Origin of the sequence: Streptomyces coacervatus (assembly GCF_029223485.1) — a bacterium.
Lineage (GTDB): Bacteria > Actinomycetota > Actinomycetes > Streptomycetales > Streptomycetaceae > Streptomyces > Streptomyces coacervatus.
The window spans coordinates 320,793-343,685 of sequence record NZ_JARHTP010000013.1 but is presented as its reverse complement, the minus strand read 5'-3'; the positions used below and the strand labels follow the sequence as shown (position 1 = coordinate 343,685).

The 22,893-nt window shown below is 71.3% G+C and carries 19 protein-coding genes and 1 pseudogene; 9 read left to right on the top strand and 11 right to left on the bottom strand.

Annotation, left to right across the window (positions count from 1 at the left end):
- The 8 genes from P2Q00_RS30710 to P2Q00_RS30675 form a co-directional block, all read right to left on the bottom strand.
- The coding region (locus tag P2Q00_RS30710) for a biotin carboxylase N-terminal domain-containing protein (RefSeq protein ID WP_275776478.1) at positions 1-374 on the bottom strand (374 nt) is incomplete at its 3' end.
- Positions 375-604: 230 nt separating this feature from the next.
- Positions 605-2,251 (bottom strand): acyl-CoA carboxylase subunit beta, encoded by a 1,647-nt coding sequence (locus P2Q00_RS30705; RefSeq protein ID WP_275776476.1) that lies wholly within the window; start codon positions 2,249-2,251, stop codon positions 605-607.
- A gap of 6 nt (positions 2,252-2,257) precedes the next feature.
- A complete protein-coding gene (locus P2Q00_RS30700; protein ID WP_275776475.1) occupies positions 2,258-3,058 on the bottom strand; it encodes a 4'-phosphopantetheinyl transferase family protein in 801 nt (266 codons plus the stop codon).
- Positions 3,059-3,101: 43 nt separating this feature from the next.
- Positions 3,102-4,049, bottom strand: a complete 948-nt coding sequence (locus P2Q00_RS30695) for an aromatase/cyclase (protein ID WP_275776474.1) — start codon at positions 4,047-4,049, stop codon at positions 3,102-3,104.
- A gap of 30 nt (positions 4,050-4,079) precedes the next feature.
- Positions 4,080-4,865, bottom strand: a complete 786-nt coding sequence (locus P2Q00_RS30690) for an SDR family NAD(P)-dependent oxidoreductase (protein ID WP_275776473.1) — start codon at positions 4,863-4,865, stop codon at positions 4,080-4,082.
- Between the two features lie 46 nt (positions 4,866-4,911).
- Positions 4,912-5,175: an acyl carrier protein gene (locus tag P2Q00_RS30685; protein ID WP_275776472.1), complete on the bottom strand. Its 264-nt coding sequence runs from the start codon at positions 5,173-5,175 to the stop codon at positions 4,912-4,914.
- A gap of 38 nt (positions 5,176-5,213) precedes the next feature.
- On the bottom strand, positions 5,214-6,455 hold the full coding sequence (locus P2Q00_RS30680) for a ketosynthase chain-length factor (protein ID WP_275776471.1): 1,242 nt from the start codon (positions 6,453-6,455) through the stop codon (positions 5,214-5,216).
- Positions 6,452-7,795, bottom strand: a complete 1,344-nt coding sequence (locus tag P2Q00_RS30675; RefSeq protein ID WP_275776469.1) for a beta-ketoacyl-[acyl-carrier-protein] synthase family protein — start codon at positions 7,793-7,795, stop codon at positions 6,452-6,454. The genes P2Q00_RS30680 and P2Q00_RS30675 overlap by 4 nt, the downstream gene beginning before the upstream one ends.
- Positions 7,796-8,021: 226 nt before the next feature.
- Between P2Q00_RS30675 and P2Q00_RS30670 the strand changes: the two genes are divergently transcribed.
- The 7 genes from P2Q00_RS30670 to P2Q00_RS30640 all read left to right on the top strand — a co-directional run bounded on the left by P2Q00_RS30670 (position 8,022) and on the right by P2Q00_RS30640 (position 14,781).
- Positions 8,022-9,647 carry a prolyl oligopeptidase family serine peptidase gene (locus tag P2Q00_RS30670; protein WP_275776467.1) on the top strand — a complete coding sequence of 542 codons (1,626 nt, stop codon included), beginning with the start codon at positions 8,022-8,024 and terminating at the stop codon, positions 9,645-9,647.
- A 98-nt stretch (positions 9,648-9,745) separates the two neighbouring features.
- On the top strand, positions 9,746-10,225 hold the full coding sequence (locus P2Q00_RS30665) for a MarR family winged helix-turn-helix transcriptional regulator (RefSeq protein ID WP_275776465.1): 480 nt from the start codon (positions 9,746-9,748) through the stop codon (positions 10,223-10,225).
- Between the two features lie 34 nt (positions 10,226-10,259).
- Positions 10,260-10,736, top strand: coding sequence for a hypothetical protein (locus P2Q00_RS30660; RefSeq protein ID WP_275776463.1), 477 nt, complete (start codon positions 10,260-10,262; stop codon positions 10,734-10,736).
- A gap of 50 nt (positions 10,737-10,786) precedes the next feature.
- On the top strand, positions 10,787-11,587 hold the full coding sequence (locus tag P2Q00_RS30655; RefSeq protein ID WP_275776462.1) for an SDR family NAD(P)-dependent oxidoreductase: 801 nt from the start codon (positions 10,787-10,789) through the stop codon (positions 11,585-11,587).
- Positions 11,574-13,136: a phytoene desaturase family protein gene (locus tag P2Q00_RS30650; RefSeq protein WP_275776461.1), complete on the top strand. Its 1,563-nt coding sequence runs from the start codon at positions 11,574-11,576 to the stop codon at positions 13,134-13,136. The genes P2Q00_RS30655 and P2Q00_RS30650 overlap by 14 nt, the downstream gene beginning before the upstream one ends.
- Before the next feature lie 103 nt (positions 13,137-13,239).
- Positions 13,240-13,947, top strand: a complete 708-nt coding sequence (locus tag P2Q00_RS30645) for an AfsR/SARP family transcriptional regulator (protein ID WP_275776459.1) — start codon at positions 13,240-13,242, stop codon at positions 13,945-13,947.
- Between the two features lie 63 nt (positions 13,948-14,010).
- On the top strand, positions 14,011-14,781 hold the full coding sequence (locus tag P2Q00_RS30640) for a siderophore-interacting protein (RefSeq protein ID WP_275776457.1): 771 nt from the start codon (positions 14,011-14,013) through the stop codon (positions 14,779-14,781).
- Positions 14,782-14,791: 10 nt separating this feature from the next.
- On the opposite strand, the gene P2Q00_RS30635 is transcribed toward P2Q00_RS30640, so the two are convergent.
- Positions 14,792-15,598: an AfsR/SARP family transcriptional regulator gene (locus P2Q00_RS30635; RefSeq protein WP_275776505.1), complete on the bottom strand. Its 807-nt coding sequence runs from the start codon at positions 15,596-15,598 to the stop codon at positions 14,792-14,794.
- Positions 15,599-15,887: 289 nt separating this feature from the next.
- Here P2Q00_RS30635 and P2Q00_RS30630 point away from each other — a divergent pair, with 289 nt between their 5' ends.
- The gene (locus tag P2Q00_RS30630) at positions 15,888-16,811 is read left to right on the top strand and encodes an MBL fold metallo-hydrolase (RefSeq protein ID WP_275776455.1); all 924 of its coding nucleotides are present in this window, start codon (positions 15,888-15,890) and stop codon (positions 16,809-16,811) included.
- 49 nt (positions 16,812-16,860) lie between these two features.
- Positions 16,861-17,649 (top strand): TetR/AcrR family transcriptional regulator, encoded by a 789-nt coding sequence (locus P2Q00_RS30625; RefSeq protein WP_275776452.1) that lies wholly within the window; start codon positions 16,861-16,863, stop codon positions 17,647-17,649.
- 481 nt (positions 17,650-18,130) lie between these two features.
- Here the strand turns inward: P2Q00_RS30625 and P2Q00_RS51000 are convergent.
- Together P2Q00_RS51000 and P2Q00_RS30620 are read right to left on the bottom strand one after the other, a co-directional pair.
- A pseudogene (locus tag P2Q00_RS51000) lies at positions 18,131-18,415 on the bottom strand (protease pro-enzyme activation domain-containing protein); the annotation flags it as partial.
- 171 nt (positions 18,416-18,586) lie between these two features.
- Complete coding sequence (locus P2Q00_RS30620) at positions 18,587-22,888, bottom strand: WD40 repeat domain-containing protein (RefSeq protein ID WP_275776450.1); 4,302 nt, start codon at positions 22,886-22,888, stop codon at positions 18,587-18,589.
- Positions 22,889-22,893: the final 5 nt, after the last annotated feature.

The window sequence follows — 22,893 nt, the reverse complement described above, 5'->3', positions numbered from 1 at the left end:
ACGGCCTGCGCGAAGTCGGCGTTCTCGGACAGGAAGCCGTATCCGGGGTGGATGGCGTCCGCGCCGGACTCGCGCGCCGCGTTCAGGACCTTGTCCATGTCCAGGTAACTGGTCGCCGGGGTGTCACTCGAAGTCGCCTCGCGATGCCCGTGCGGGCCGCCCCTCCTGACCGGCTTTTCTGCCGGGGGTCCGGGGGGTGTCCCCCGGAGTGATGCAGTACCGCCCAGGGCGAACGCCTCGTCCGCGGCGCGGACATGCAGAGCGTCGCGGTCCGGGTCCGCGTAGACGGCCACGCTCGCGATCCCGGCATCCCGGCAGGCCCGGGCCACGCGGACAGCGATTTCGCCACGGTTGGCGATGAGCACCTTGCGCACGATGGCTCAACTCTCCTCGGGATCAGGCGGGTTGGGACTTCCAGGAACGGGTCTGGCGGTGCGGGGCGTGGTGGGTGCGGCCCCAGGTGGCTTCGGCACCGCTCGTCGCACCGGGTTGCGGTGAAGGGGCTTGCTCCTGGGCCGCGGCCGACAACACGGCCAGGAGGGCGCCGAGTCCTCGTGGCTCGGGCGGCCGTGCAGTACGCGTATCTCGTCCACGTCGCCGCTCATCACAGCGGAGGATTCCCGTGCTTGCGGGACGGCAGGTCGGCGTGTTTGCGGCGCAGCATCGCCAGCGAGCGGATCAGCGTCGACCTGGTGTCGCGCGGGTCGATCACGTCGTCGACCAGGCCGCGCTCGGCCGCGTAGTACGGGTGCATCAGCTCGGCCTTGTACTCCTTGATCCGCTGTTGACGCAGCGCCTCCGGGTCGTCGGCCGCCGCGATCTCACGGCGGAAGACGATGTTCGCGGCGCCCTCGGCGCCCATCACCGCGATCTCGTTGGTGGGCCAGGCCAGGGCCAGGTCGGCGCCGATCGAGCGGGAGTCCATGACGATGTAGGCGCCGCCGTACGCCTTGCGCAGCACCAGGGAGATCCGCGGCACGGTGGCATTGCAGTACGCGTACAGCAGCTTGGCGCCGTGCCGGATGATGCCGCCGTGCTCCTGGTCGACGCCGGGCAGGAAGCCGGGGACGTCCACGAGGGTCACGAGCGGGATGTTGAAGGCGTCGCAGAGCTGGACGAAGCGGGCGGCCTTCTCGGACGCCCTGATGTCCAGTACGCCTGCGAACGCGGCGGGTTGGTTGGCCACGATGCCCACGACATGGCCGTCGAGGCGGGCCAGAGCGCACACGATGTTCGTCGCCCAGCCGGGGTGTACCTCGAACATCTCACCGTCGTCGACGATCTCCTCGACGACCGCCCGCATGTCGTAGGCGCGGCCCGGATCGTGGGGGACCAGGTCCAGCAGGGCGTCGGTGCGCCGGTCGGCCGGGTCCGCGCTCGGCGCCGCGGGGGCGAGTTCGCGGTTGTTGGCGGGCAGCAGCGACAGCAGGAACCGCACGTCCTCCAGGCAGGACTGCTCGTCGTCGTAGGCGAAGTGCGCGACGCCGGACGTGGTGGCGTGGACGTCGGCGCCGCCGAGCCCGTTGTGGGTGATCTGCTCGCCGGTGACGGCCTGGACGACGTCGGGGCCGGTGATGAACATCTGCGCGGTCTCGCGGACCATGAAGACGAAGTCGGTAAGTGCCGGGGCGTAGGCGGCGCCACCGGCGCACGGGCCGAGCATGACGCTGATCTGCGGGATCACTCCGGAGGCGCGGGTGTTGCGCTGGAAGATGCCGCCGTAGCCGGCCAGCGCGCTGACGCCCTCCTGGATCCGGGCGCCGGCACCGTCGTTCAGCGAGACCAGCGGGGCTCCCGCCGCCTCCGCCATGTCCATCAGCTTGTGGATCTTCTCGGCGTGCGCCTCGCCCAGCGCGCCGCCGAAGACGCGGAAGTCATGGGCGTAGACGAAGACGGTGCGGCCCTCCACCGTGCCCCAGCCGGTGACCACGCCGTCCGAGTGCGGGCGCCGCCGTTCCAGGCCGAAGCCGGTGGCCCGGTGTCGGCGCAGGGCCTCGACCTCGGTGAACGAGCCCTCGTCCAGGAGCAGTCCGATGCGTTCGTGGGCGGTCAGCTTGCCGCGTGCGTGCTGCCGCCCGGTCGCTGCCGGATCGGGGCCGTGCCGGGCCGCTTCCTTGAGCCGGCCGAGTTCGGTGAGCCGGTCGTGCAGGCTCGGCGGTGTCGCGGCCGCGGCGCGGTCCGCGACGATGTGCCGGTGCGCCTTCGCGGTCTCCTCGGGGAGGCCGGACGCGGTGTGCTCAGCAGTGTGCATGGTGTTTCACTCTCTCCACGGTGGTGTGGTGGATGGCAGTGAGCCGTCGGCCGGGGTGCGCCGGTGCTCGGGCCGCGGTGACGGCAGTTGTGTGCCCGGCGGGGTGACCAGGACGAGGGCAGGCGGTGTGCCGGCTCCGCTGACGGCGCACGCCAGGACGTAGCCGTGCGGCCCGGGCAGCACACCGCCCGCAAGCAGGCGGTCCCCGGGTAACGGGGTCAGGGAGCGTGGTGATCCCGGTGGCGTGCCTGGTGGGGGGAGGCCGACCGGGCGGCGCAGACCGCCCGCGCGCAGTCCAAGCCCGAGGGCTTTGCCGGCGGCCTCCTTGCGCGTCCACAGATCCAGCAGGCCCGTGGCCCGCAGTCCCGGAGGCAGTGCGCGAACCCAGGCCGCCTCGACGGTGGTGAACCACCGCTCGGCGAGAGCGATCGCGTCCAGGGGCCGGACGGCCTCCACGTCCACACCCACCCCGAGCGCCCGGTTACCGGGTCCGGCGACCACGACGGCCACCAGACCGCGGGTGTGGCTCACGCCCACGAGCAGCCCCGAGGCCGCGCCGGACACCTGCGGGGCGCCGGACGCCGACCGGCCGATGCGGACCTCGGCCGGGTGCGCCCCCACGGCCTCGGCTGCGGCGGTGCGCAGCAGTTCCCGGGCGTGGGTGCGCGGGTCGCGGTCGGCGTACTGCCACCGGACGGCGACCGTGTCCGCGCCGATCTGTCGGCCGATGGCCGCGGGGGCCTGCGCCGTGGCCGTCGTCCCGGCCTGCTCGGCCGTCCCTCTCGCAGCCCGGCCCGCGGCCCTCATCCGGCCCAACTCCACGACTCCTGCCCCCCGTTGCTCGCTCGACTCAGACCTGCGAACCGGCGGTCGTCGTCCCCTCGGCGTACGCCTTGGCGTGCTCCAGGGTGATCCGGCTGTTGCCGCTCAGCGCGGTCCGGGCGAACTCGCGGGCGTCGGCGACGGTGGCGCCCTCGCCCAGGACGCCCGGGACGGCTTCGGGGCGGATCGCCACGGTGTGCTGCGAGGTCACCGAAACGCCCCCGCGCACCGCCGTGACCCGCCATTCGCCGGTGTGGGCCGTCATCAGCGGGGGCACGACGATCTGCTTGTAGACGATCCGCTCGTCGGTGAAGCAGACCCGCACGGACTTGGTGGTGTGCATCGCGCCGTCGGCGGTGATGGTGTCCATCTCCATGATCTGCACGCCCGGTTCGTCCTCCGTCAGGTCCATGCGGGCGACGTGCGGCAGCCGGTCGGGCCACGACTGCGCCCGGTACAGGAAGTCGTAGACGTCGCTGGTCCGGCCGTCGACGACGACGGTGTCCTCGAAGGTCAGCACCAGTTCGGACCGGTCGGCCGGCTGCTCGGCCAGCGCTTTGAGATTCGCCAGCTCGGCGCGGGAGTTGCGGTCGGTGACCTCGGCGATCCAGGCGAGGCCGTGCGGATCGTCGTCGACGGCCCGGTAGCTGTGCTCCAGGACGACCTCGGTCCCGCCGTCCGGGAGCCCGCGCAGGACCCACGCCCCGGACATCGCGGCGACCGGCGGCTGGTAGACCTCCTGCCGGAAGGCGATGCGCAGGCCCTCGGGGTCCCGATGCCGGTGCGAGGTCCAGGACTTGACCTGGTCGCCGGCGACCGCCCAGATGCGCAGGCGCTCGTCGGGGCCGTCCTCTTCGAAGCGTTCCACGTGGACGGTGGGGTGGAAGTGCACCGGCCAGGTGGTGGCGTCGGCCAGCAGGCCGTACACGGTCTCGGGCGTGGCCGCCACCGTGGTGATGTGCTGCACGTCGTTCATGGCTTCATCGGTCCTTGTCCGTCGCTGCCGTCAGTAGTTGCCGAGACCGCCGCACACATTGAGCGCCTGTGCGGTGATGGAGGCGGCGGTGTCCGTCATCAGGTAGCCGACCAGGCCGGCCACCTCCTGCGGGGTGGAGTAGCGGCCGAGCGGGATCTTGGTCTCGAAGCGTTCGAGGACCGCCTGCTCGTCGCTGCCCCACAGCCGTGCGTAGTTGGAGCGGACCTGCTGCGCCATGGGCGTCTCGACGTAGCCGGGGCAGACGGCGTTGACGGTGATGCCGGTCTTCGCCAACTCCAGGCCCAGTGCCTTGGTGAGGCCGACCACGCCGTGCTTGGAGGCCGAGTACGGCGCCCCCAGGACGACGCCCTGTTTGCCGCCCGTCGAGGCGATGTTGACGATCCGGCCGCGCGGCTTGCCGCGCATGCCGCCGGTGGTGAGCACCTCGCGCGTCATGAGGAAGACGCTGTTGAGATTGGTGTCGATGACGTCGTACCAGGTCTCGTCGGTGAGGTCGGCGGTGACTCCGCCGCCGCTGCGTCCGGCGTTGTTGACGAGGGCGTCCACGGTGCCGTAGCGGCGTACCGCCGCCTCGACGAAGGCGTGCACCTCGTCGCGGGAGCGGACGTCGCAGCGCTCTCCGTCCACCTCGAAGCCGCGCTCGCGCAGGTTCTTGACGGTGACGGCCAGGTCCTCCTCGTGCCGTGAGCAGATGAACACCTTCGCGCCCTGCTGAGCCAGGTGCTCGGTGACCGCGAGGCCGATTCCGCTGGTGGCGCCGGTGACGATGACCACGTCGGCGCTGTCGCTCGCCATGCTGTCCCCTTTCTTCCGTTTCTTCGGTTTCTTGGGTCTTTACGGCTCAAGTGGTGCTGGTGATCGGTTCGTTGACCAGGTTCAGGAACAGGCGCGGGGTCTCGGCGTCGCCCAGGGCGTCCTCGGAGAGCCTGATCCCCACCTCGCGCTCGATACGGCTGGCGGCCTCCAGCAGCGCCAGGGAGTCGTAGCCGAGCTCGGCGAACGGGGTGTCGAGGATGTCGCCGTCTAGGTTCACGCTCTCGTCCTCGCCGGCGCTCTCGCGCAGGATGCGGGTCAGGTCGGTCAGGGTCAGGGCAGGTGCTGTCATGGGGTACGTCCTCACTTGTCGCCGTTGCTTGTCGTCGTTCACGGGGTGCCGGGCCGGTCGCCGTCGGGCGCGGCGCGCAGTACGACCGCTGCGTTGAAGCCGCCGTGACCGCGGGCGATCACCAGCGCGGTGCGCACGGTCATCTCGCGTGCGGTGTCCTGCACCAGGGAGATGGGGCAGTCCGGCGCCTGGTCGGGCACGTGCAGGGTGGGCGGGACGACGCCGTCGCGCATGGCCAGCAGCGCGGCCGCCACGTCGAGGGAGGCCGCCCCGGAGTACAGTCGGCCGGTCATCGTCTTGGGCGCGGTCACCGGCACGGTGTACGGGCCGAAGACGGCGGCCAGGGCTTCCGCCTCGATGCGGTCCAGGGCGCGTACTCCGGCCGCGTCCGCGAACACCACGTCGACGTCCAGCGCGGCCAACTCGGCGTCGGCCAGGGCGAGTTCGATCGCCCGGCGCAGGCCGGGCTCCCGTGCGGAGCCGGGCGCGGGGTCGAAGGTCGCCCCGTAGCCGGCGATGGTGCCGTGGATCCGGGCGCCGCGGTCTCGGGCGCTCGCCTCGCTCTCCAGGACGAGGATGGCTCCGCCCTCGCCGGGCACATGGCCGTCCGCGGAGGTGTCGAAGGGTGCGTAGGCGCGTTCGGGGTCGGCGGACCGGCTCAGGCGTCCGCTGGTGATCTGCGAGACCAGGCCCCAGGGGGAGAGGGAGGCGTCCACCCCGCCGGAGACGACGAGGCCGGTGCCCTTGCGCACATGCCGCCGGGCGTGGCCGAGTGCGTCCAGTCCGCCGGCCTGGTCGGTCACCAGGACGCCGCTGGGGCCGCGCATGCCGTGCCGGATGGAGATCTGGCCGGTGTTGACGGCGTAGAACCAGGCGAAGGACTGATACGCGCTGACGTGTTCGGGGCCCTTGCTCCACAGTTTCTGCAGTTCGTGCTGGGCGAACTCGAAGCCCCCGGAGGCGCTGGCCGTGACCACACCCATGCCGAACTCGGGCAGGGCGGCCGGGTCCACCGCCGCGTCGGCGAGCGCCCAGTCCGAGGCGGCCAGCGCCATCTGCGTCATCCGGTCGGTCTGCGGCAGCAGCCGGCTGGAGAGATGGCCGGCCGCGTCGAAGTCCGACACCTCCCCGGCCAGCGGCGAGGGATAGCCGCTCGCGTCGTAGCGGCTGATCCGGTCGATGCCGCTGACGCCCTTGAGCGTCGCGGCCCAGAACTCCTCGGTGCCCACGCCGTTCGGCGCGATCACGCCGATACCGGTCACCACCGTGTGCCCGCTCATGCGGCGGTCCTCGCGCCGGGACCCGTGGGCCGGGTCAGCACCATGGCGCTCTGGAAGCCGCCGAAGCCGCTGCCCACGGTCAGCACCGTGTCCACGTCCTGCTCACGGGCGACCAGGGGCACGTAGTCCAGGTCGCACTCCGGGTCGGGGGTGTGCAGATTCGCGGTTGGCGGCAGCACGCCGTGCTCGATCGCCAGGGCGCAGGCCGCGATCTCGATCGAGCCGATCGCCCCGAGCGAGTGCCCGATCATCGACTTGATGGAGCTGACCGGCACGTCGTACGCGTGCTGTCCGAGGCTGCGCTTGAAGGCGGCGGTCTCGTGCCGGTCGTTCTGTTTGGTGCCGGAGCCGTGCGCGTTGATGTACCCCACGGCCTCGGGATCGAGCCGGGCCTCGTCCAGGGCGGTGGTGATCGCCTCGGCCATCTCCCGCCCGTCCGGCCTGAGTCCGGTCATGTGGAAGGCGTTGCAGCGGGAGGCGAAGCCGGCGATCTCGGCGTAGACGTGGGCGCCGCGCCGGCGGGCGTGCTCGTACTCCTCCAGCACGAAGACGGCCGCCCCCTCGCCGAGCACGAAGCCGTTGCGGCTCTTGTCGAACGGCCGGGAGGCGTGCTCGGCGTCGTCGTTGCGGGAGGTGGTCGCCTTGATGGCGTCGAAACAGGCGACCGCGATCGGCGAGATCGGGGCGTCGGTGGCGCCGGCGACCATGATGTCGGTGCTGCCCTCGGAGATCAGGTCGCGGGCGTAGCCGACCGAGTCCAGGCCCGAGGTGCAGCCCGCCGAGACGACCGCGGCCGGTCCCTCGGCGCCGACCGCCCAGGCGACCTCGGCGGCGATGCTGCTCGGTACGAAGTGCCCGTACAGGTGCGGGACTCCGTAGGAGCTGTCGACCAGCCAGCTGCGGCCGCTGTCGCTGAGGACGACGTACTCCTCCTCCAGCCCCATGGTGGCGCCGACCGCGCTGCCCACGGTCACCCCGATCCGTGCGGGATCCGGCGTGCCGAAGTCCAGGCCGCTGTTCTGCACCGCCTCGCGGGCCGCGACGACCGCGAACTGGGTGGCCCGGTCCATGCGGCGGATCTCGCGGGGCGTCAGGCCCTGCCGGGCGGCGTCGAACGCGCACTGGGCCGCGACCTGGGAGCGGAACGGGGCGGGATCGAAGAAGGAGATGCGTCCGGTCGCGGTGCGGCCGGAGGTGATGAGGTCCCAGAACGACTTGGTGCCCGTGCCGCCGGGCGCCACCACGCCCACACCGCTGATCACCACCCGCCGGGGGGCCGTGGGCGTTCGCCCCGGCCGCGGTGCGCGGCGGCCGGCCCGAGCAGGGTCCTTCGCTGACATGTCGGTTGCCTTTCGTCGAGGAGTCCCCTTGCCGCCGCCGAACCTCCCGACCGCGGCTCAAGGACGACTCAAGGGCTGCGCAAGAGGGTCCCCGGCCGTGTTCGCCTGGGCGTCCGAACTGCGGCGAGGCGGCCTTGACCGGTCTTCGAGCCGTCCTTGAGCGGAAGTCGAGAGCGTCCGAACCCGCCCACGAAAAGCGGCACCACCGACGCGATGTGAGGGTTCCTTGAGCACGCACACGGCACGCACACAGCCGGCATCCGAAGCGAAGAGCTCCGTAGTCAACTCCGCCGTCATCGACGTCCCCGCCGACCGGGTCTGGCGGGCCTGCACCGACATCGAGCGCTGGCCGGACATCTTCCCCACCACCCGCCGGGTGCGCCGGACCGAGGTCGGCGCCGACGAGGTGGTGATGGACATGACGGTGGCGAACGACCTCGGCGTCAACGACGTCCGCTCGCACCGCCGCTACCGGCCCGACGAGCTCCGTATCGACTTCCGCATGGTGACGCTGCCGCCGGCCATCGCCGAGATGGAGGGCAACTGGAGCGTCGAACCGTCCGACGGCGGGGCGCAGTTGAGCATCGAGCACATCTTCCTGCCCCGGCAGGACGGGACGGCGGATGCGGCCGGCCTGCGCGACACGTTGTTCCGCACCACCGAGAACGTCCTGGCCGCGCTGAAGCAGTGGCTGGAGTCGGGCCGCGACCTCGCCGCGGACGACGGTCTGCGCGATGCCTGGGGCCCGCGCACCGCCGGCAACGGCATCTCGGCCGCGACGTTCGAGAACTGCGAGCTGTTCTTCAGCCGCCTGGGCCTGGCGAGCCTCGACTGGGGCGACATCACCATGGTCCTGAAGGACCTGCGCAAGGAGAGCACGCACGAGGACTGGACCGACTGGCACCGCAGGTGGTCCGCGCTCGGCGTGCACTACGAGCAGCGCGCCTCCGAGGCGCTGGCGGCCGGCCACCTGGAGACGTTCCGCACGGCCAACCGCAAGGCCGCCGCCTGTCACCACTACGCGGAGTTCTTCTACTTCGCCGACGCCCGGACCAAGACCGACAGCCGCGACCGGGTGACCGAGATCTTCGAACGCGGCATCCCGCACCTGCGCGAGACCGTCACCCCACTGGACGTCACCTGCGACGGGCTGGCCGTGCCCGGCTACCTCATGCGGCCGCCCGGCGAGGGCCCGTGGCCGACCGTCGTGCTGGTCAACGGCCTCGACTCGGCCAAGGAGGTCGAACTGTACGCCTTCGCCCGGGAGTTCATCGCCCGGGGCATGGCCGCGGTCGTCTTCGACGGCCCGGGGCAGGGCGTGCACATCGGCCGCACGCCCATGGCGGTCGACTTCGAGAGCGTGGTCGCAGCCGTGCTCGCCGAAGCCGTACGGCGTGAGGAGGTCGACGCCGACCGGGTGGGGATCTTCGGAGTGAGCTTCGGCGGCTATCTCGCCGCCCGCGCCGCCGCGCAGGTCCCCGGCTTCAAGGCGTGCGTGAACCTCTCCGGCGGCTACGACTTCGACAACTACCGCGATGTCAACGTCATGGTCCGCGAGGACTTCCGCTTCGTCTTCGACCAGGCCGACGACGATGCCATGGAAGAGCTCGCCCGGACGAGCCTGAACCTGCGGGATGTTCCGCCGCTGACCATCCCCCTGCTCGCCATCCACGGTGAACTGGACACGATCATCCCGATCGAGTCGTGCGAACGGATGCTGGAGTGGGCGGCCGGCGAGACCGAGTTGATCCGCTACCCCGGTGAACGCCACGTCGCCACCAACTACTTCGGCGACTTCATCCCCCGTTTCTGCGACTGGATGTACGACCACCTCGGGGCCCAGGCGCGCTGACCGAAGCTCTGCGCGTGGCGCGTACGGCCCCGCCCCCGGTTGACATACATAGCAAGCTATGGACTAATCGGCAGCAGACGCCGCGCCGGAGGTGAACCATGACCACGAAGCCCGAAGGCCTCGCCGGCCCGCCGATCGGGCGGCTGTCCCGGGAGGCTTCGCTGGGGTACCAGGTCAACCATCTGGCGCGGCTTCTGGAGCGGGCACTTCGGCTGCGCATCGAGGAGTACGGGGTCGTCCCCGGCCAGTTCGCCCAACTGCTCGCGCTGTACGAGCAGGAGGGGCTCACCCAGCGGGAGCTGTGCGAACGCGTGCAGATCGAGCAGCCGACGATGGCCAACACCTTGCAGCGCATGGAGCGCGACGGACTGATCCACCGCGTTCCCGACCCGCACGACAGACGCCAGGCGAAGGTCCTGCTGAGCGACCGCGCCCGTGACCTGCAGGAACCACTGACCGCCGCCGCCCGCGAGGTGAACGGCGTGGCGACCGGCGGTCTCGACGTCCCGGAGACCGCTCAGCTGCTGAGCCTGATCGCGCGCGCCATCGAGAACCTGGAGTCCTCCGGGCGCGCCTGAACCCACGACCTCAACCCAGGACGGGGAGAAGTCCATGAAATCCCGCGTGCACGCCATTGCCGGGGTTCTCGCACTGACGCTCATCAGTTCGTTCTTCACCGCCTCCGTCGCGGTCGAGGTCTTCGGCGACCACGCGGCCGTCAGGGCCGTCAAGACGGCCATCGCCTTCGCGCTGCTGGCCCTGGTGCCCTGCATGGCGATCACCGGCGGCACCGGGCGGTCCCTGAGCGCGCGCAGGCTGCGCGCCCCGCTCATCCGGCGCAAGCAGCGGCGCATCGCGGCGGCCGCGGCGATCGGGCTGCTGGTGCTGGTGCCGTGCGCCCTCGTCCTTCGGGCGCTCGCCGCCGACGACAGCTTCGGCACGGAGTTCGCGGTGATCCAGATCGTCGAACTCGTCGGCGGCGCAGTCAACATCACCCTGCTGAGCCTCAACGTACGCGACGGCCGGCTCCTCACCGCGGCCTCCCGCCGACGCCGCGACCAGGCCGTCTCCGTCACGGCGCAGCCGTAACCGACGCGGCCGTGACCTGCGCGGCCGCCATCGAACCGGAAAGGCCCGCCATGGCAATCGCGGGAAAGAGCGCACTCGTCACCGGCGCCAGTGAAGGCATCGGACACTCCATAGCCCGGGCCCTGGTGGCGGCGGGAGCGAACGTCGTCATCACCGCCCGCCGGGAAGGACCGCTGAAGGAGGCGGCCGACCGGCTCGGACCGGCGGCCTCCTGGGTGGCCGGCGACATGGCGGACGAGACGACGGTGCAGACCGCCGTCGACCACGCCGTCGACCGCCACGGCGGCCTGGACCTGGTCGTCTGCAATGCAGGGATCCTGATTCCCGGCACCCTCACCGCGCAGCCGCTGGCCGAGGTCGACCAGGTCATCGGCGTCAACCTGCGCGGGACGATCGCCCTCATGCGGGCGGCGGCACCCGCCCTGGCCGGCCGCACGGGCGCCTGTGCCGTCGTCGTCTCCTCGTCCATCGGCCGGCAGCCCACCGCCTCGATGGGCGTCTACGGCGCCACCAAGGCGGCCCTGCACTACCTCGTCCCCACCTGGGCGATCGAACTGGCGGCGGACGGCATCCGGGTCAACGCTGTCTGCGCCGGCATCACCGACACACCGGGCCTGCGCGGCGGCGCCGCCCGCATCCCCGGCCTCGAACAGGCCGTCATCGGCACCAACCTGATCAAGCGGCTCGCCACCGCCGACGAGATCGCCCACCCCGTGCTGACCCTGCTGGACCAGGACGTCAGCGGTTACGTCACCGGTTCGATCTGGGACATCGACGGCGGCTTCCGGCGCGACGGCGGCGGCCCGGCCCGCGGCACGGGCAGCGAAGGAGCGCACCATGACGCAGCATGACGTGGTCGTCGTCGGCGGCGGGCACAACGGGCTGACCGCGGCCGCCTACCTGGCCAAGGCCGGCCTGGACGTGGTGGTCCTGGAGGCGAAGGAGTACGCCGGAGGCGGCGTGGTCACCCGGGAGGCGACCCTCCCGGGATTCCACCACGACCTGCACGCCATCGCGCACATCTTCATCCAGGGCAACCCGCTGCTGCGCGAGGACGAACTGGGCCTGCTCTCCCGGCACGGCCTCGGATATGTCTTCCCCGACCCGAGCATCGCCGTCACCTTCCCCGACGGCGACCACATCGCTTTCTACCGGGACGTGAACCGGACGGCGGACACGATCGCCCGGATCTCGCCACGGGACGCGGACAACTATCTGCGCTTCCACGCCTTCACCGACCAGCTGCTGGACACCCTGATGACCGGCCTGTTCCAACCGCCGCCCCCGCTGGGCGAGTTCTTCGCCGGGCTGGACCGGACCGAGGGCGGCCAGGAACTGCTGCGCATGCTGCTGATGAGCTATCTCGACGTCGTCAACGAGTGGTTCGAGCACCCCAAGGTCCGTGCGGCACTGGTCCGTTGGGTGTCGGAGATCCTGGCCGCCCCGGAGGAGGGCGGCACCGGGGCCTTCCTGCTCATGATGGTGCCGGTCATCCACCGCTACGGGCTCGGCTACGCCGTCGGCGGATCCGGATCGCTCACCACGGCGCTGGTCAGGGCCCTTCAGGAACAGGGAGGAACACTCCGCACCAGCGCCCCGGTGGAGCGGTTCACCTTCACCGGCGACCGGGCGACCGGTGTCGTCCTGGCCTCGGGGGAGCGGGTGGAGGCGCGGCGCGCCGTGGTGGCCGACCTGAACATCAAACAGCTGCCGGGCATGGTCGACCACCGCTTCGGACCCGACTGGGAGCACAAGGTACGGCGCATCAAGCCCGCCGGATTCGGCCTGCTGACCGGGCATTTGGCGCTGAGCGAGGCACCGGTCTTCAAGTCGGGACCCGAGGTGGGCGGCGCGGGCTTCCAGGAGACGGCCGTACCCCTGCCCGAACTGATGCGGACCTTCGACGGCCTCAAGTACGGCGTGCCCGCCACCGGCATCCCGAGCATCTCGGTGGCGAGCGCCTGGGACCCCACCCGGGCGCCCGCCGGACGGCACACGCTCTACCTGCTGTGCTACGCACCCCTCGAACTGGACGCGGGACGCTGGGACGACCGCAAGGAAGAGATCTTCGACCAGGTCTTCGAGACGTTCTGCGGCCTCACCACCAACATGAGCGCCCAGAACGTGCTCGGCCGGACGGTGGAGAGCCCGGTGGACGGCGAGCGCTTCAACTCCGCCTGGCCGAGCGGCGATCCGGGCCACTTCGGCTCGCAGCTCTTCCAGTTCATGGGCTATCGTCCCCTGCCCAACATGGGCTACCGGCTGCCCGCGGAGGGCTTCTACCTCGTGGGGCCCTCCACCCACCCCGGTTCCGGGGTCACGGGCGGAGCACGGGCCGGTGCCCAGGCCGTCCTGCGCGACCTCGGGCTCGACATCGCCGCGGTGATGACCTGTACGTGACCCCTCACAACCCGCGGGGGATCCCCGCACGGAGGCGAGCGGCGTGGACATCGGAATTCTCGGCCCTCTGACAGTGCGCGCACGCGGTGGACAGCGGCCGGCCGTGCCCACCGCACCCAAGCCCAGACAACTGCTCGCCCTGCTGGTGGCCCGCGCGGGCACGGTGGTGCCCGTGGATGTCCTGGTGGACGAACTGTGGGAGAACACACCGCCCCGCAGCGCGCTGACCGCCGTACGCACCTACATCGTCCAGCTGCGCCAGTCGCTCGCCCGCACCCATGCCACCGGAACCGCCGACCCGGCGGGAGACGTCCTGCCGTTCGCCGGCTGGGGATACCGCCTGCTCGTCGACCCCGACCGGGTCGACGCCGCCGTGTTCGTGCGCCAGGCCGAGCTGGGCCGGCGCGCCCTGCTGGACGGCGACCACAGCCGGGCCTCCCTGCACCTGCACGGCGCTCTACGGCTGTGGCGCGGCCCCGCGCTGGCGGACGTGCGGATCGGCCCGCATCTGCTGGCCCACCGCACCACGCTGGAGGAGCTCCGGCTGGGCGTCGTGGAACAGCGGGCGGAGGCGGACCTTCGCCTCGGCCGGCACCGTCAACTGATCGGGGAACTCACCGAGTTGACGGTGCGCTATCCCCTGCACGAGAACCTGCACTCCCTCCTGATCATCGCGCTGTACCGCGACGGGCGCGCCGACCAGGCCCTCGGGGCGTTCGCAGCGCTGCGCGAGAACCTTCGCGAACAGCTGGGCATCGACCCCTCGCCCCGCGTACGCAGCCTGCAGGAAGCCATCCTCACCAGCTCATGACCGCCGTACGCAGCTCATGACCCCCTGTCCGCCCGCAGCCCGTGACCAGCCAGGAGTCAGCAGATGCCCACCGAATCGACTGCCGGCCGGCGCCGCCCGGCCGATCTTCTCTTCGACCCCCTGCTCGGCCTCTTCTTCACCCGCGGGCGCGTCGAGCACATTGAACAACTCACCCCCCGCGTCCGCAGGATCCGCGTCTCCGGCCCGGCCGTCCGCGACCTGGACTGGACACCGGGGCAGCATGTGCGCGTGCACGCCAAGGACTTGGGGGCACCGGTGTGGGCGGGGATGCTGCGCGATGTGCTGCGCACCTACTCGGTGTGGTCGTACGACGGGGAAGGGCTGGAGCTGTGCCCCCTCGACCATGGTGACGGTCCCGGCGCCCGCTGGGCCCGCTCCCTGCGGGTGGGGGACGAGGTCTCCTTCCGGGGGCCCGAGGGCAGGTTCGTCCCCGACCGTTCGGCCGCCCATCATCTCTTCGCCGGGGAGGAGACCGCCTCGGTGGCCTTCGGCGCGATGCTGCGCGCACTGCCCGAGGACGCCCCGGTCCACGGGGTCGTCGAAGTCGCCGGTCCGCAGGACCGGTTGCCGCTGCCGCGCTCCGAGGAACTGCAGTGGTGCTTTCGCGGGAATACCCCGGCCGCCCGGTCCGCGTCGCTGGTCGCGGCCGTACGGGAGCTCGACCTGCCCGCCGAGCCCGGCATCGCGTACCTGGCCGGGGAGGCCCGCACCTGCCAGGCCGTACGGCAGCACCTCGTGGGCGAGCGTGGCTGGCCCCGGCGTTCCGTCCTCGTCAAACCCTTCTGGACGCCCGGCCGGCGCGGAATGGACTGAACGACCGCCCTCAGGCGGAGTGCGCCGACGGCAGATCCAGTTCCAGCCGGAACAGCCGCGAACGGCATTCCGCCTCCAGCCGGGGATCGGCCGCCAGGACGGCCTGCTGCACCTGGCGAATACGCGGTGACGGTTCTATTCCCAGCTCTTCCCGGAGAGAATTCCGGATCTTTTGGAAAACGTCGAGCGCCTGTGCGGGGCGCCCCGCGCGGTACAGCGAAGTCATGAATAGGGAATGCAGGTTCTCGTGCAGTGGATATTGCAGTACGAGACCGGAGAGCTCGCCGATCAATTCATGGTGATGGCCGAGCCGGAGATCCGATTCCACGCGCTGCTCGACCGCCGTCAGGCGCTGTTCCTCCAGATGCGTGCGGTGTGCGAGCAGATACGGTCCCAGTCGTACGCCGGCCAGTGCCGGACCGCGCCAGATCCGCAGGGCGCGGTGCAGCAGCACCGACGCCTGGTCGTTGGCCCCGCGCGCCAGCGCCTCGCGCCCCAGCTCGGCACAGCGCAGAAAGGCGTGTGCGTCGTGGCTTCCTTCGCCGGCCGCCAGCCGGTAGCCCCAACCGGTGAACTGCAGTACGTCCGCGGCCGCTTCGGCCGGGCCGATGCGCAGAGCCCGTGCGAGTGAGCGGCGCAGCTGCCCGATGTACGTCTGCACAGTGGTCACCGCGCTGGACGGCGGACGGCTCTCCCACAGCTCGTCGATCAACAGGTCCACCGAGATCACTTCGTCCGCGCGGGCCGCCAGCAGGGCCAGCAGCTGCCGTGGCTTGGGTGCGGAGGGCGCGGCTTCGCCGCCGTCCGACCTGACCACCAAGGGACCCAGAATTCCTATGTCCATTCCACCCCCGTTGAAATTTACACAGAGCCGCAGTTTGATTTTTTCACCACGCTACGGAATGAATCGCGTCTCCGATGCTACAAGCGCTACCGGGCGGTACGTCAAGGTCTTTCGGATGGTTTTGCTCCGCCGTGAATGCAGTGACCCGTTAATGGACAGTAAAAATCGAAATGACATGTTCCGTTTGGCTGAATTTCATGACCGAAACCGTCTGCCGTGCAGTCTTGACCGATTCTGTGGTGAGGTCGGGTTCGGTGAGGATATGGAGGCCACGCCGAACAGTCCCATCACCTATGAGGTCGAGCAGCTCGCGGAAGGCGTACACGCCTATGTCCAACCCGACGGCGGCTGGTGTCTGAACAACGCGGGCATCGTGATCGGCACCGAGGGCACCTTGCTCATCGACACCGCGGCCACCCAGGCGCGGGCACTGGTCCTGCGGGAGACGGTGCACACCCTCAGCGCGCGTCCCGTCGGCACGCTGGTCAACACCCACAGCCATGGCGACCACACCTTCGGCAACCACCTCTTCGCGGAGAGCGCCACCATCGTGGCCCACGAACGGGCGGCGGCCGAGATGGCCGAGTACGGACTGGCCCTGCGGGACCTGTGGCCGCAGGTGCACTGGGGTCATGTCGAACCGACCCTGCCGAAGGTGACCTACCGGGACCGCTTGTCGCTGCCGGACCTCGGGGTGCGGGTGGAGCTCCTGCATGCCGGCCCCGGGCACACGGCGGGCGACACCGTCGTGTGGCTGCCGGACCAGAGGGTGCTGTTCGCCGGAGACCTCGTGTTCTCCGGCGCGACCCCCTTCGTGCTGATGGGCTCACTGAGCGGATCGCTCCGCGTGCTGGACCAACTGCGCAGGCTGGAGCCCCTGCACGTCGTCCCCGGTCACGGCCCGCCGGGCGGACCGGAGCTGCTCGACGCGAACGCCGACTATCTGCGCTGGGTCGACGAGCTGGCCCGCACGGGTATGGCCGAGGGACTGCCCCCGCTGGACCTGGCGCGGGCCTCGGGCCCCGGTCCGTACGGCCAACTCCTCGACAGCGAACGGCTGGTGGGAAACCTGGTACGCGCCTACGCCGAGCTGCGCGGCGCTGAGCCGGCCGCCCCGTTGGACGTACCTGCAGCGTTCGAGGACATCGTCGCGCTGCACGGAAGCCTTCCCCACTGCAGCGCCTGACCGCGGACGCAGAAGCCACCCAACAACTTACGGAATCCCGGGAATCCCGATGACCTCATCACCCGAACTCCCCCAGAACAAGGCGCTCATGGGGCCCGGCCCCGGACGCCGACGAGAAGCGCGGCGCAACGACACCCGGCTGCTGAGCGCCGCCCGTGACGCCTTCGCGGAGCTGGGGTGGAAGGCCTCGGTGTCGGACATCGCCCGACGAGCAGATGTGGGCATGGGCACCGTCTACCGCCGCTACACCTGCAAGGAGGAACTCGCGCAGCACACCTGCCTGAGCGCCGTGGACCATCTCACCGACGCCGCACACACGGCGGCCGGCGAGGCTCCCGACGGCTGGCAGGCCCTCGTGCAGTTCATGAGCCGCGCGCTGACGACGCCGACGGGCTCCCTGCTGCCGCGGCTCGGCGGCCGCCTGCCGGCCACGGACGACATGGAAGCGGCCGTGGTCCGGTTGCAGGAAGCGCTGGAGGCCATCGTGGAACGGGCGCAGGACGAGGGCGCGTTGCGCGCCGACGTGGTGTCGGCGGACGTACTGCTGCTGCTCGTCCACCTCAAGGTCCTGCTCCCCGCAACCGCGACGCGCGCATGGCAACTACGCCTTCGCTATCTCGACGTGGTGCTCGAGGGCCTCCGGCACCGCCCGCCGCACGACCTCGACGGGCCACCGCCCAACTGGCAGGAACTGCACAAGTTCTGGCATGCGGGCCCCGCCGGCTCGCACGACGCCGACACCCGCGGGGCGGTGGAGGACTCCCGCGGCGGACGAGCCAATGAGGCCGGCCGGCGGGGGACCGAGTGCGCAGACTCTTTACCGGAGCGCCGCAAGTAGCGCGGTCCCGTGGGGCACACCCTGGCCGGTGCAGGCGTCGTACCCCCTCTGGACCGGGTAACCCACGCCGGGCAGCGGGAAGGAGGCGTTGTCGTGACCGGTGCTGATGTCGCTGCAGAATCAAGTCGTACCACGGCGGGCCGGCCAGTGCGGCGACGTCCGGGACCACCTTCCTGTCTTCGAGCCCCGAGCCGTCGTCGCCGGAGGAGACGCAGACCGTGATGCCCAGCCCGGCCGCGGCAGCCAGCCGCTTCTCAAGTTCAGCGATCCCGACGTCCGCCCAGTCGGGGTCGTCCTCGGGCCATCCGTAACTGATCGAAAATGGGTAGCCGCCGCCGAACTCGACGATGCCGATGTGCTGACCCTTCCCGTCGCCGTCGGGGAAGTTGTACTGCTTCTCCAGGTCGGCCGGGGTGTGCGATCCGAACGATCCCGTCCCTGAGAACGCCGCGCGGCGGGCCACCCGACGCTGGTCGAGGCCGAAGACGCCGGTCACGATCTCATCGAGGTCGGCCGGGATCTTCAGCTCGCCCTCGCGCCCGCGGAAGTCGCCCTGATGGTCGCTGTGATAGACCCCCAGATTGGTCTGGAAGGCCTTGTTCATGGCCAAGACCGTGCCGCTCATGCCGAGGCTGCCCTGCGGGAGCTTGCTTTCGTCGGTGGCTCTGAGCCCGAACCGCCCGAGTACGGCCTTCGCCTTTTCGGCGTCCGCACGTCGCTGCTCGGGGCTCCTGTCGACGCCCGCCCCGCGCAGCGAGACGGTCACGCTGACATCGGACCTGGGCCCAGGCCCGACCCATCGTCTGTAACCGGGTCGTGCCGCGGCCAGGCACCCGGGCGCGCACAATCGCCCGGAGGGAAGAGCACGGAGACGAACAGGATCGGCTGCCGGATTCCCGAGTCACGGCGGCGTCACTCGACCGTCAAAGGGCGCCCGTCACGGGTGGATGCGGATGACCGCGACACCCTGTTCGGTGGCCAGCGCCAGATCCGGGCCCGCCGGCGCGAGGCCGTGCACCACCAGGTCCACGGAGATGACGAGTTGCTCGGTCCAGGTCGCCTGGTCCCACAGGCGGACGGTGCGGTCGGTACCGCCGGTGGCAAGGAGGGGACGGCCGCTCGGTGCGGTGAGGGCCGTGACCGTTTGGACCGCGCCGGTGTGGCCCCGCAGCGCTGTGAGCTGTCGTCCGGCGGCCGGGTCCCAGACGCGCGCGGTGCGGTCCTCGCTGCCCGTGACGAGCAAGGCCTGACCCTCCGGTGACAGGAGGGGCAGCAGCGCTCGTACCGGTCCCGTATGACCCCGCAGGGGCGCTTGTGCCTCCCGGCCGGTGGCGGGGTCCCAGATGCGCACGGTGGCGTCGTTGCCGCCGGTGGCGAGAAGGGCTTGTCCGTCCGCTGCGGTGAAGAACCGGACCGCGCGCACGGCGCCGGTGTGGCCCAACAGGGGCGCGGTGAGCTGCTGTCCGGTGGCCGGATCCCAGACGCGGACGGTGCGGTCGTCGCCGCCGGTCGCCAGGAGCGTCCCGCCGCCCGGTGCGCGGAACGCCGCCACCGCCCGTACCGCACCGGTGTGGCCCATGAGCGAGGGCGTCCTGCGCCGTCCGGTTGCCAGGTCCCAGATCCCCACGGACACGTCGCTGCCGCAGACGGCCAGAAAGGTCTGCCCGTCCGGCCCTGTGAACGGCGCGAGCGCTTCCACGCTGCTTCCGCCTCCGCGCAGCGGGGAGCCGATCTCCCGGCCCGTGGCCGCGTCCCAGACCCGGGCCGTGTCGTCGTCCCCACCGGTGGCGAGGAGCGTGCGTCCGTCGGGCCCGGTGAACGCCGTTACGGCGCCCACCTCCTGGGCGTGGCTGCGTAGCGCCGGGGAGGCCTGCCGGCTCGTGGTCGGGTCCCAGATGCGGACGGTGCGGTCGTTGCTGCCGGTGGCGAGGAGGGTCCGTCCGTCGGGCCCGGTGAACGATGTGATCGCGCCGATCCACTTCTTGTCGTAGTGGCCGTACAGCGGGGGCGTGGTCTGCTGTCCGGTGGTCGGGTCCCACAGCCGGATCGTCTCGTCGTCGCTGCAACTGGCCAGCAGCGGGCGCCCGTCGGGCCCACGGAACGCGGTCAGCTCGCCGATCCAGTCGGTGTGCCCTTCCAGGGGCGGCGCCGACTGGCGGCCGGTGGCCGGGTTCCAGATGCGGATGGTGCGGTCGTCGCTGCCGCTGGCGAGCAGGGTGCGTCCGTCGGCCGTGGCGAAAGCCACCACTGTCTGGACGGCACCGGTGTGGCCTTCGAGCGGTGCGATCGTCTGGCGTCCGGTCACCGGGTCCCAGACACGGAGGGTCTCGTCGTCGCCCCCGCTGGCGAGCAGAGTGCGCCCGTCGGGCGCGGTGAAGGCGGTGACGGCCTGGACCGCGCCGGTGTGCCCGGTCAACGGCGGTGCGGTCTCGTGCCCCGTGGCGGGATCCCAGACGCGGACGGTGCAGTCGTCGCCGCCGGTGGCGAGGAGGGTGCGTCCGTCGGGGCCGGTGAAGACGGCCACGGTCTGCACGGGGCCGTCGTGGCCTCTCAGGGGTGAGACCGCGGTCTGGTCGGCCGTGACCGGGTTCCACAGGTGCACTGTCCCGGCGTCGGTGCCGGTGGCGAGGAGCGTGCGTCCGCCTGGGGCGGTGTAGGCCGTGACCGCGCGTACGGGGCCGGTGCGACTGTCCAGCGAGGCGGTCGTCTGCTCGGCCGTGGCCGGATCCCACAGCCGTACCGTGCCGTCGTCGCTGGCGGAGGCGAGCAGGGTGCTCCCGTCCGGTGCCGCGAAGGCAGTCACCGCCACCACCTCGCCCTGATGGCCCTGCAGGGGGAAGTGGAGGGGGCGCCGCTGGAGCCGGGCCCAGGACAGGGACCACGTGGAGCGCGGGTCGGGCGTCTGGGGAGGCGGAGTGCTCTGGTCGGTGCAGCGCGCCGTGGCCAGCTCCCGCAGTCCGCGCCGGTCGCCGTCCGATGCGTCGGCGAGCCGGTCGTAGGCCGCGACCACGCCGGCGACGGCGGGCGGCAGGGCGAAGCGGCCGAGGCCGGTGAGGTGGGCGCTGCCGCGCACGGCCGTGGCGTCGAGCCGGTCCAGCAGACGGGGACGGGCGTCCAGGAGGCGCCAGGCCGCGGGACCGCCGAGAGCGGCGTGATCGGCCAGGTGGTGACGGACGTAGGGATTCGGCTGTTCGTCTGGCAGACGGGCGTCGGCCCGGCGGGCGAGCGAGGTGGTGATACGACGGTGGCGGTCGTCGTCCGGCGGGTGTGCGGGTCGCGCGAAGTGTTCGATGAAGGCGCGGTGCGCGAGGCGGTACACCGTCTGGCCGGACTCGGTGGCGGCCATGAGATAGGGGGCACCGCCGTCGATGAGCCGGACGATGTCCTCACCGGCGATGGGCAGTTCGCTGCCCGCGGGCAGGAGCGCGGTGGCCGTGGTCGACCAGATGTCGTCCCGGTCCGGCAGGCCGTGCCCCTGCGAGAGCGCCAGAGCCTCCAGCAGATGGTGGTGGACCGGGTTGACGGTGGTGAGGCGCTGCACGGCACGGGCGAACAGCCCCCGGTGGTCGGTGTCGAGGAGCGGCGCCGGGTCGAGGGCGAGGGTGGGGTCGTGAAGGATCTCGTGCACGGCGAGACGGGCGAAGAGAAACTCGCGCTCCATGCGCCCCAGAGCGTGGACCGTGCGCTCGATGTCCTCCTGACCGACCGTCAGCGCACCTCGTGCGTGCGCGGTCTGCAGGCGACGGCGGATATAGCGGATCGTGGCCTCATGGTCGTGCCGCACGACGAGCACCTTGTCGCAGGGGTGGTCGCAGCCCTTCGGCACCCCGAGGGCGTCGAGGAGGTCCTCGTCGTCGGGGACGGGCAGGTCAGGGCCCTCCCGCGTGGAACGACGGGTCCCGACGACGACCCGCACCCCTGGTGTGCGGGCGAGCGGCCGCAGCACCTCCTCGGCGATCACCAGGGGCAGATGGGCCTCGTCGAGAGCATCCGCGAGCAGGGTGAACGTCCTGCCCCCGCCCTCGCCCGGAGACGTCCTCAGCCGCCGGTCGGCCAGCCGTCCGGTGAGCCGGGCCATCTGGGACTCGAAGGGGTGGTCGGAGGGCAGCGGGTCGAGTTCCACGGCGTCGACGATGCGGTCGAGCAGCGCCTGGGGCGTGACACCGGTGAGATGGACGGCGAGGTCGAACGCCTCGGTGGCGCGTGGCGTTCCCGCCGGGAGGTCGACGAGGTGCCCTGCACGGGAGAGGGCATCCGCGAGCTCCGGACGGGTGTGGATCAGGACGTGCCCGAGGAGCGCCGACTTGCCCGAGCCGGCCGGCCCGGTGACCACCAGCAGACCTTCCCGTGTCGTGGCGAGCCAGGACAGGACGTCGTAGCGCTCGGTCTCGCGTCCCTCGAAGTACCAGGTCTGCTCGCCCAGTTCGCCACCGGCGGCCTTCTCGACGAAGTGACGGCGCTCGTCGGCGGTGAGCGCGGCGAGCGCGTCCTCGATCTCGGCCTCGGTGTCGAGCGGGGCCTGCATCCGGCCCGCCACGGTCGGGCGGGTGCGCCGCAGCGCCGCCCGGCTGTGCGTGCGGGCGTAGGCGACGGTGTCCCCCATGGAGCAGTTGATCTGTTCGGCCAGGGCGTAGAGGCCGATGGTGTCGTGCGTGCGGAAGGTCACGGTCAGCAGACGGTCGAGGATCTCGCGGAAGGCGCCGAGGCTCGCGCTGCCGTCGTGCGAACTGGCCACCAGGATGAAGTCGCTGACGTCCGGGTCCAGGGTCGCCTGGCTGCTCATCAGCTCGATGAAGCGGCGCGACTTGCAGGCGTCGACGATGACCGCGGCCCAGCCGGCGTGCCGCCGGCTCTGCCGCTTCTTCAGGTGTTGCAGTATCTCCAGATGGGAGATGCCGTTCGTGTCGAGCGGTCTGGGGCTCTTCGCATGGGCGAGCAGGGCATGGAAGGCACCGTCGCTGGCGCCGTGCCCGACCCAGTACAGGACGGTGTCGCAGCCGGTGCCCCCGCCGGACCACGCGGCGAGGCGGTCGTTGATGGCGTCGGGCCCCCGGCTCTCCTGTGGGGTGTGCCAGGCGTCGGTCTCGGCGCCGAACGGCGTCAGCAGAGCGGCGAGCGCCTCGACCTCCGGCTCCGTCGGCAGCGGAGGGTGGTTGTCGTAACGGCCGATGTCGACGGGGAAGAACTGCAGCGGTCTGCCGTCGTACCGGTCGGCGTCCTGGGGATCCTGTGCTGCCATGGCGC